6 protein-coding genes are annotated in these 9,879 nt (G+C 73.4%); 3 read left to right on the top strand and 3 right to left on the bottom strand.

Annotated elements, in window-relative coordinates; translation table 11 throughout:
• Positions 1–322: 322 nt before the first annotated feature.
• Together ABZW30_RS30275 and ABZW30_RS30270 are read right to left on the bottom strand one after the other, a co-directional pair.
• The gene (locus tag ABZW30_RS30275; protein ID WP_355674392.1) at positions 323–2,710 is read right to left on the bottom strand and encodes a SulP family inorganic anion transporter; all 2,388 of its coding nucleotides are present in this window, start codon (positions 2,708–2,710) and stop codon (positions 323–325) included.
• Positions 2,711–3,136: 426 nt separating this feature from the next.
• Positions 3,137–4,144, bottom strand: coding sequence for an ATP-binding protein (locus ABZW30_RS30270; protein WP_355674391.1), 1,008 nt, complete (start codon positions 4,142–4,144; stop codon positions 3,137–3,139).
• Between the two features lie 218 nt (positions 4,145–4,362).
• Between ABZW30_RS30270 and ABZW30_RS30265 the strand changes: the two genes are divergently transcribed.
• Positions 4,363–5,253, top strand: a complete 891-nt coding sequence (locus ABZW30_RS30265; protein WP_355674390.1) for an oxidoreductase — start codon at positions 4,363–4,365, stop codon at positions 5,251–5,253.
• 393 nt (positions 5,254–5,646) lie between these two features.
• On the opposite strand, the gene ABZW30_RS30260 is transcribed toward ABZW30_RS30265, so the two are convergent.
• The gene (locus ABZW30_RS30260) at positions 5,647–6,444 is read right to left on the bottom strand and encodes an HAD-IB family hydrolase (protein ID WP_355674394.1); all 798 of its coding nucleotides are present in this window, start codon (positions 6,442–6,444) and stop codon (positions 5,647–5,649) included.
• 828 nt (positions 6,445–7,272) lie between these two features.
• Between ABZW30_RS30260 and ssd the strand changes: the two genes are divergently transcribed.
• A complete protein-coding gene (ssd, locus tag ABZW30_RS30255; RefSeq protein ID WP_355674389.1) occupies positions 7,273–8,397 on the top strand; it encodes a septum site-determining protein Ssd in 1,125 nt (374 codons plus the stop codon).
• Positions 8,397–9,746, top strand: a complete 1,350-nt coding sequence (locus ABZW30_RS30250) for a TadA family conjugal transfer-associated ATPase (protein ID WP_355674388.1) — start codon at positions 8,397–8,399, stop codon at positions 9,744–9,746. Before ssd ends, ABZW30_RS30250 begins: the two co-directional genes overlap by 1 nt.
• Positions 9,747–9,879 lie beyond the last annotated feature (133 nt).

Raw genomic sequence — 9,879 nt, 5'->3', positions numbered from 1 at the left:
GTTGGCGGCTGTGGCGAGCTCTGTCGGCGGGGCGAAACGCCGCTCCTCCTTGAGCAGGTTGGCCAGGCTCTCGTTCCTCAACGCGCACTCCTCATCGAGTCATGATCTGGGGCATCCCGTGCGTGGGGATTGTCCCGTGTGTCCCAGCGCACAGCTCACCAGGTGAACGGGCCAGTTGACAAGAGGCTCCTGAGAATTGGTGTAGACCTTTGGCTGATCGTCGAACGGCCGACCGCGCGTCCTGCCACCCGGAGGCGGCAGGACGCGCAGCGGTGGGTGGGCCCGTGCCCCGGCCCGCCCGGCGGGGACACGGACCCGGCTCTCAGGCGGCCAGCTGGGGACCCTCCTCGCTGCCCGTGGCCGGAACCCGGTCGTCCTTTCTCACCTGTTCGGCCGTATCCCCGTCGGTCCGGGGAGCGGTGTGGCTGTCGGCGCGGGCCTCGACCGGGCTGAACGTTCCCGCGGCGCGGTCCAGGACGTAGGCCTGGGCGGTGGCGAAGTCGAAGTACATTCCGACCAGCCGCAGGGTGCCATCCTCGACCCGGCGCTCCACCGCGGGGTTCGCCATCAGCTGGTCCAGCTGCTGGACCACGTTGGTGATGCAGAGCTGCTCCGCGAGGTCCATCACCGGCCGGTCGGCGAACTCGGCCGGGGCTCGTCGGAGCCGGTCCAGCGAGCCGCGGCCGTTGCGCAGCCAGCGGGCCAGCGGGGTGGGCGGCCCGGGGTGCTCGTGCACGCCGTCCAGCAGGGCCTTCATGGCACCGCAGCCGGAGTGCCCGCAGACCGTGATCGAGCGCACCTCCAGCGCCTCCACCGCGTACTGCACCGCGGCGGCCACCGAGTCGTCGGCCGCGCCGGGTTCGAACGGGGCCGGCACCAGGTTGCCCACGTTGCGGACGGTGAACAGGTCACCCGGGCCGCTGTTGGTGATCATGCTGGTGACCATTCGGGAGTCCGCGCAGGTCAGGAAGAGCTGCGAGGGCGTCTGCCCTTCCCGGGCCAGCCGGGCGAGTTCGGGCCTGATCAGCGGGGCGGTGTGCTGTTGGAACACCCGGACGCCGTCCAGCAGCCGGCCGTGCGGGTCCTCCTGCTGCTCGATGCAGTGGTGGCCGACCCACGGCGTCCAGGCCCGGCAGCGGTGCGGGCCCGGCGAACTGCCCGCGTGGACGGTGCCGTCGGGGTCGAGCACCTCGTCGTCCTGGCGTCGCGTCACCATCGAGACCCGTCCGCCCGCGGCCTGGCGTCCGGTCCGCCAGTTGTGCAGCGTCTCGTACGCGGCGTGGTCCAGGAAGGAACCGTCGTGCACCACGGTGACCTCCACGTCCGCGGGGATCGAGGCCAGTGCCCGGCTCAGCCCGGGGACGGCGGTGAAGGTGAGCGGCCCGTGTGTCTGGACGGTGACCGAGCCGTCGGGGCCGGTCTCGACGTCCACATGGGCTCGGGTCAGCCGGTAGAGCGCGAGCAGCACGGCGGTGCCCGCGCCGAGCCCGACGCCCCACAGCACCCCGAAGGCCACCACGCCGAGCAACGTGATCAGGTAGACCGGGAACTCGCGGTGCCGGTGCACCTTGCGGATGTGCGCGAAGCTCACCATCTGCAGCCCGACCACCAGCACCAGCGCGGCGAGCGCGGACAGCGGGATCCGACGCAGTCCGCCGGTCAGCGCCAGTGCGGCGGCCAGCACCCAGACACCGTGCAGCACCGAGGCCCACTTGGTCTGCCCGCCGGCTCGGACGTTGGCGGTGCTGCGTACGGCGCCGCCGGCGATCGGCAGCCCGCCGACCAGGCCGCTGACCATGTTGGCGAGGCCCTGTCCGCGCAACTCGCGGTCGAGGTCGCCGGTGCGCTTGGTCATCCGGTCGACCGCGACGGCGGACAGCAGCGACTCCACGCTCGCGACTGCGGTGACGGTGAGGACGGCGGCGAGCACCCCGGTGAGCGGACCGTGCGGCAGCGCGGGCGCGAGCGAGTGCGGCTGCCAGGCGGGCAGTTCGATGTGGGCCAGCCGCAGGTCCAGGGCGAGGGCGAGCGAGGTGGCGACGGCCACGGCGGCCAGCGGGCCCGGCACCTTGGCCAGTCGGGCGCCGAACTCCCCCGCACGGCCGGGGAGTCGGTCGAGACGGGGCCAGCCCAGCAGTACGGCCACGGTCACCGCGCCGGCCAGCAGTGCAGGCGGGTGTGGGCCGGCCAACTGCCCGGGCAGGGCGAGGAGGTTGGCGAGCGCCGAGCTCTGCGGGGATCCGCCGAGGACGACGTGCAGCTGGGCGATGGCGATGGTCAGCCCGACCCCGGCCAGCATGCCGTGCACGATCGCGGGCGAGACGGCGAGCGCTGTTCGGGCCACCCGGCGTACGCCGAGCAGGAGTTGGAGCAGGCCGGCGGCCACGGTGACGGCGCAGGTGGCCTGCCAGCCGTGCTGGGCGATCAGTCCGGCGGTGATCACGGTCAGTGCGGCGGATGGCCCGCTGACCTGGAGCGGGGTGCCGCCGAACAGTCCGACCACGATGCCACCCACGGCAGCGGCGGCGAGCCCCGCGGTGAGTGGGGCGCCGGTGGCGAGCGCGATGCCGAGCGAGAACGGCACGGCGATCAGGAACACCACCAGGGAGGCGGAGAGGTCCTGGGCCCAGCGGACCCGGGGGTTGGGGCCCGGTGGTGCGTGGTCGGTGGTGTCGGAGGCGATGGGGGCGCTGGAGATGTCGAGGGTCATTGTCTTCCCGTCTGTCCGGGGGAACGAACGCAGTCAGGTCCGGCGGTGAGTCCGGGATGGGGCTCCGGGGCGGATCGGCTGTCGTGGGTCGCGACGGTGCGGCGGGATGGCGTGGGCACGGCGGGGGAATGCGGGTGTCACCGGCCGGCGTTGACCATCAGGCCTGCCAGGGACCCGGGCGAGGTGCGGGATGTCTCGCCGAGGGCCGTCGGGACGGACGATCAAGACTCGGTAAACCGAGAGTAATGAAATCTTTGCACGGCGTCGTTGCCGGTGGGAAGCGGAAAACCCCCTGATTCACCCCATTGGGTGGTGCTCGAACCGATGGAATCGGCCGAGGCCGCCGCCAGCGCCGACATGGCGAACGGGCCGCGGCCTCCCCCGGGGTGAGGGGGGAGGCCGCAGCCCGTTCTGCCCGTGGTGGCGTCAGACGGCGACCCCCGCCGGGGCGGCCTGCTCGCCGTCGGCCGCGAACTCGCCCAGCACGAAGCCCTCGTCCACCTGGGTCGCCAGGTCGATGCCGGCCTTGGCGTTGGCCCAACTCTCGGCGTTGCGCCGGTGGAAGAGCACCGCCTGCTCGGTGTACCGGTGCGCGTCGCGCCGCCCGTACGCCGCCTCGGCCTCGGTCCGCAGCTGCTCCAGCACCGCTCGGTTGGTCGGCTCCAGCGACTTCAGCGGCGGTTCGGCGCCCTGCTCCAGGCGGCGCACCCAGTCCGACTGCCCGAAGGTGGTGAGCAGGTCGTCGCCGACCTCGCGGCGCAGGAACGCCAGGTCGTCCGGGCCCTGCACCTTGTTGCCGATCACCCGCAGCTGCACGCCGAAGTCCCGGGCGTAGTCCCGGTACTGGCGGTAGACCGAGACGCCTTTGCGGGTCGGCTCGGCCACCAGGAAGGTCAGGTCGAAGCGGGTGAACAGGCCGGAGGCGAAGGAGTCGGAGCCCGCGGTCATGTCGGTGACCAGGTGCTCGTCCGGGCCGTCCACCAGGTGGTTGAGCAGCAGCTCCACCGCGCCGACCTTGGAGTGGTAGCAGGCCACCCCGAGGTCCTCCTCGGTGAACGCACCGGTTGCCAGCAGCCGGACCGAGCCCTCGTCCAGCGCGATCGGCCGGGCGCAGGCGGCGTAGACCGGGTTCTCCTCGACGATCCGCAGCAGGCGCGAACCACGGCCGGGCGGCGTGGTTTTGATCATCTCGTCGGCCGAGCGGATCAACGGGTTGCTGCCGCGCAGGTACTCCTTGAGCTGCGGCAGGTGAGCGCCGAGCGAGGGCAGTTCGGCGGCCTGGTCGTCCGTCAGCCCCAGGGCCGGGCCCAGGTGCTGGTTGATGTCGGCGTCAACGGCGATGACCGGCCGGCCGATGGCGGCCAGGTGGCGGATGAACAGTGCGGACAGCGTGGTCTTCCCGCTGCCGCCCTTGCCGACGAAGGCGATCTTCATCTGGGGCTCCGGCTCTCGCTCTGGGCCCTGGGGGCGGGCCGCGTGCTCGGGGGCGCGCGCGTGGGGGCGCGCCTAACTGGAAATCGTTATCGTCTCCGATAGCGGCCATGCTAGCCGGGGTTTGGGTCCAGTCGGGGGAGGGAAGTGAGGATTGCCTCTAACGGGTGATGCGGGGTTGCTGTTCCGGGATCGGCGGCCTGTTCATTACTCTCGGGTAGGTGAGCACTGGAACAGATCCCCTCGCCCCGCTGGCCCAGCTCCCCGGGGTGCCCGACGCGGTCGCCGAGGTGCGCAAGGCCGTCGACCGGCTCTACGGCCACCGGGTGATGCGCCGCCGCGCGGCCGAGGTCACCTCCGAGTCCGCGCTGCGCGGCGCCCGTGCGTCGGCGGCCGTGGCCGGTGCCGACTGGCCGCTGGAGGAGGTTCGGCGCCGCACCGACTTCGGCGCGGACGCCGAGGCCCGGACGGTCGGCGCGGCCCTGCGGATCGCCGCCGAGGCCGGCCAGCTGTTGAGCGTCTGGCGGCACTCGCCGCTGCAGGTGCTGGCCCGGCTCCACCTGCTCGCGGTCGGCGACGCCGACCCGGCCGCCGGTCGGCCGCGGCGGGCGGGGGAGGGCGCCGAGGAGCTCTTCCCGCTGGAGCTCAAGCCGGTGGAGAGCGTCGAGGTCGACGCCGCGGTCGGGCCGCTGCCCGTGTTGCCGCAGGCGCCGGACGCGGAGGAGGTCGCGGCCCGGCTGGACCAGCTCTCCCGGCTGCTGGTGGCCCGCGCGGAGGGCCACGGCGTGGGGACGCCGGCCCTGGTGGTCGCCTCGGTGGTGCACGGCGAACTCCTCGCCCTGCGGCCGTTCAGTGCCCACAACGGGGTGATCGCGCGGGCCGCCCAGCGGATCGTGCTGATCGCCGAGGGGCTCGACCCGAAGTCGATCTGCCCGGCCGAGGTCGGTCTGGCGGAGCTGGGCACCGACGCCTACCGGCGGGCCCTCGCGGGCTACCTGGCGGGCACGCCCGAGGGGATGGCGGCCTGGATCGCCCACTGCGGGCGGGCGCTGCGGCTCGGCGTGCGGGAGAGCACCGCGGTCTGTGAGGCGATGCAGCGCGGCATGGTCTGAGCGGACGCGCCGGACGTGGCCGGCCCGGACGCGGACAGTGCGGCCGCGGACACGGAGATGCGGCGGCACCTGATCCTGCTGGGTGCCGCCGCTGGTGCAGATGCCGGGTGACCAAGCATGCACCGGAAGTGCCGATCAGACGGGGATCCTGCCCATTCGTCTGGTCCGGCGGCCCGACAGCGGGTCGGCTGCATGTGGGTGCTCGGCTATCTGTACACGCGGTCCGTGGGGCCTGAACTGCGTTGTCGGTTTGACCTCTTCGGGTCCTGACCGGGTCTCGCGGGCCGTGCTTCATTTGTATCGCGTTTCGGCCGAAAGGGGAACCCGAAACGAGAAGTCTGTGCCGATTGCCCGTTTTGGTGGGCTTCTGTGCTGCTGTGCCGCTGCGCGGCCTCAGGCCTTGAGGCGGCGCCGACGGGCCAGGTACCAGATCGCCCCGGCGGTCACGAGGGCCGTCCCGACCGCCACCGTGGTCAGCACCGAACCGCTCGGCGCGGAGAACTCGGGCAGCCGCCGCCGCAGTTCCACCGGTCGGTCGAAGACCAGCACCGGCCACTCCCGGGCCTGCGCCTCCTTGCGCAGCGCGCGGTCGGGGTTGACGGCCGAAGGGTGACCGACCGCCTCCAGCAGCGGCAGGTCGGTCGAGGAATCGCTGTAGGCGTACGACGCGGCCAGGTCGTAGCCCTCCGACGCGGCCAACTCCCGGATCGCGGCGGCCTTGTTCTCGGCGTAGGCGTAGTACTCGATCTCGCCGGTGTAGCAGCCGTCCTCGACCTTGAGCCGGGTGGCGATCACGTGGTCCGCGCCGAGCAGCTCGCCGATCGGCTCGACCACCTCGGAGCCGGAGCTGCTGACGATCACCACGTCCCGGCCGGCCGCGTGGTGCTGCTCGATCAGCGAGGCGGCCTCGTCGTAGATGATCGGGTCGATCAGGTTGTGCAGGGTCTCCGCGACGATCTCGCGGACCTGCTGGACGTTCCAGCCCCGGGTGAGCGCGGAGAGGTACTCGCGCATCTTCTCCATCTGGTCGTGGTCCGCTCCGCCGACCAGGAAGACGAACTGCGCGTACGCGCTGCGCAGTACGGCCCGACGGTTGATCAGGCCGCCCTGGTAGAACGGGCGGCTGAAGGCCAGCGCGCTCGACTTGGCGATGATGGTCTTGTCGAGGTCGAAGAATGCGGCCGTGCGCAGCCCGCTGGGCCGGGGGTCGGCGGGTGTGCTCCGCTCCCCGGGGCCGGTGGTGTCGCCCTGGGACTCGTCGGCGTGGTCGTCGGCGTTCTCGGTGGTGTCCACGGGAACCGAGGATAGAGGGAGCCACAAAACACCCCGCCATTCGGCGTACTCGTGGGCGTGCGGGTTTGTGTTTCTGGCCGCTCGGGTACACCATGGAAGTCACGGATCGTTCGCGACCGTGCTAACCCGGTCCGGCTCCTCCCCCCCGAGTCGGGCTGTGGATAGACGACCCCCGCTCTCCCCCCCGGCGGGGGTCGTCGCACGTCCGGGGCCATTTTCAGGGCTTGAAAGCTCTTCGTGGCGGCTTGGGCGACCGCCCGTCGGCGGTGTACAGGGGGTGTCGGCAGCTCGGTCCGTCCACCCCCTTTCGTCACTCTGTGTCGCCATTTGCTCATGGCTCGAGCGGCTCACGCGGCTGGTTCCGATCACCGCGACCGGGCCGTCGCGACGGGGTGCGCGGAAGACGGCGAGGAGGTGTCGGGAGAGTGCTCGGCCGGGGTGCGGTGAGTGGCCGGTTCATCTCCGTGGCCCCCTTTCGTCAATTCTTCGCCGATTAGCCCCCCGCCCGGGTGAACGTTTTCATCCACAACCCATGAGTTATCCACAGGCAATCGGAACGTGGATGACGTAATCCGGATCTCCCCCCACCGTGATGGTCGGCGGCGGTCGCCGGGCAGGGTCTCATCCCCTTCCTCTCCGGAGGTCTGCCGGGCGACCGCCCGCCGGAACCGTCCGACGCGCGTCCCGGCCGCCCTTGGTGGCCGGCGGCGCAGAGGGGAGAACACCATGTCGACGCCGATCGCCGACCACCTCACTGCCGAGGGTCCCGCGGCCGCCGGGCCGCTCGTCGTCACCGAGGACGAAGGCCTGGCCGAGCACCTGCTGCGGCTCTGCGCGGCGGCGGGCACCGAGCCGCGACTGATCCGCGGCGCGCCGCCGACGCGCGAGCTGTGGGAGGGCGCCCCGCTGGTGCTGGTCGGGGACGACCAGGCGGAGCGCTGCGCCGGACTGGGCAGGCGCGGCGGGGTGCTGCTGCTCGGGCTGGACCTGGACGACCCCGGCGTGTGGGTCAGAGCGGTCCAACTCGGTGCCGAGCACGTGCTGTTCCTGCCCGACGCCGAGGCCTGGCTGCTCGACCGGATCGCCGACGCGGCCGAGGGCGTCGGCTCCCCGGCGGTCACCGTCGCCGTGCTCGGCGGCCGCGGCGGGGCCGGGGCCTCCACGCTGGCCTGCGCCCTCGCGGTCACGGCTGCGCGCACGGGCCGGCGGACCATACTCATCGACGGCGATCCGTTGGGCGGGGGACTGGACATCCTGCTCGGCGGCGAGATGGCCCGCGGGCTGCGCTGGCCCGACCTGGCAGGCTCACGCGGGCGGGTCAGCGGGGCCGAGCTGGCCCGGGCGCTGCCGGCCCTCAAACGGCTCTCCACGCTGTCCTGCCTGTCCTGGGACCGCGGCGACACCCTGACGGTGCCAGCGGAGGCCATGCGCAGCGTGCTGGCCGCCTCCCGGCGGCGCGGCGGGCTGGTGGTGGTCGACGTGCCGCGCCAACTCGACGCGGCCGCCGGGCAGGCGCTGGAGCAGTCCGACCTGGCGCTGCTGGTGGTCCCGGCCGAGCTGCGGTCGGTGGCGGCCGCCGACCGGGTCGCGGCGGCGGCCCGGATGCGGCTCGCGGACGTCCGGGCCGTGGTGCGGCCGGTGCGGGCCGGCGGGCTCCCGGCGCCCCGGATCGCCCGCGGGCTCCGGCTGGAGCTGGCCGGGGAATTGGAGCCCGAACCGGGCCTGGCCGAGGACGTCGAGAAGGGCGTCCCGCCCGGCATCCGGGAAAGCGGCCCGCTCGCGCGCTTCTGCGCGACCTTCCTGAACGAGGTGCTGCCGCCGGTGCCGGCGGTCGGAGGAGGTGTGTACTGATGGTCCGTCTGCGCAGAACAGGCCCTCGGGGCGGTGCCTCGGGCCAGGGCGACGGTGCGCGGGAGCACCGGCCGCTCAGGAGCGTGCCGCCGCCCGGCGGGCCGCGGCAGGCCGAGCACGGGCCCTGTCCGTACGGCCGGACGGCCCGCGAGGAGCGGACGGCGGAGCTGGTGGACGCGGTGCGGCTGCGACTGGCCGAGTCGGGGGCGGCCCCGACGGCGGGCTCCGTCGCGGCCGTGCTGCGGGCCAACCGGCCCCCGCTCGGCGGGGACGAGGTGCTGGATACCGTGCGTTCGCTGCGCGCCGAACTGGTGGGTGCGGGCCCGCTGGACCGGCTGCTGGCGGCGCCGGAGGTCACCGACGTGCTGGTAAACGGTCCGGACGAGGTGTGGGTCGACCGTGGCGGCGGCCTGCACCGAGCCACCGGGGTCCGGTTCGCCGACGCCGAGGCGGTGCGACGGCTGGCCCACCGGCTGGCCACCGCGGCCGGTCGGCGCCTGGACGACGCGCGGCCCTGGGTGGACGCCCGCCTGCCGGACGGCACCAGGCTGCACGCGGTGCTGCCGCCGATCGCGGCCGGCTGCACTCACATCTCGCTGCGGGTCTGCCGGCCCCGGCCGTTCACGCTCGACGAGTTGGTGGCGGGCGGGGCGCTGCCGCCGGAAGGTGCCGACCTGTTGGCCGGCATCGTGCGGGCGCGGTTGTCGCTGCTGGTCTCCGGTGGGACGGGCTCGGGCAAGACCACGTTGCTCGCGGCCTTGCTCGGCCTGGTCGGGCCGCAGGAGCGGATCGTCGTCGCCGAGGACTCCGCCGAGCTGAGACCGGCCCACCCGCATGTGGTCCGGCTGCAGAGTCGGCCGCCCAATCAGGAGGGCCTGGGCGAGTTCACCCTGCGGGACCTCGTCCGGCAGGCGCTGCGGATGCGGCCCGACCGGCTGGTGATCGGTGAGGTGCGCGGGGCCGAGGTGTCGGATCTGCTGGCCGCGCTCAACACTGGGCACGAGGGTGGCTGCGGGACGGTCCACGCCAACACGGCTGGGGACGTGCCGGTCCGGCTGGAGGCGCTGGGCTCGCTCGCCGGGCTCGACCGGCCGGCGCTGCACAGCCAACTGCGGGCCGCGCTGGACGTGGTGGTGCACCTGGTCCGGGATCCGGGCTCGGGGCGGCGCCGGGTGGCGGAGATCCACACGCTGGCCGGGGACCGCGACGGGCTGGCCGTGACCACTCCGGCGGTGGCCTTCCCGACGACGGGCGGCCTGGTGCCCGGCGCGGGCTGGGAGCGGCTCGTCGGGCTGCTGGCGGCGCGCGGGGTGGTGCTCGGAGTGCCGTCCGGAGCGGGGCCGTTGTGAGCGCGGCGGTGATGGCGAGGGCGGTAGCCGTGGCCTCGGCCGGCGGTGCGGCGCGGGAGCTGCGCTTGGTAGAGCTCGGGTTCGCGGTGCTGCTGAGCGGATGTGCGATGGCCGTGGTGACGCTGCTCGGGGC

The sequence above is a fragment of the Kitasatospora sp. NPDC004669 genome (genome assembly GCF_040609455.1).
GTDB lineage: Bacteria > Actinomycetota > Actinomycetes > Streptomycetales > Streptomycetaceae > Kitasatospora.
The sequence above is the reverse complement of the archived record's forward strand: the minus strand, read 5'-3'. Positions and strand labels throughout refer to the sequence as shown.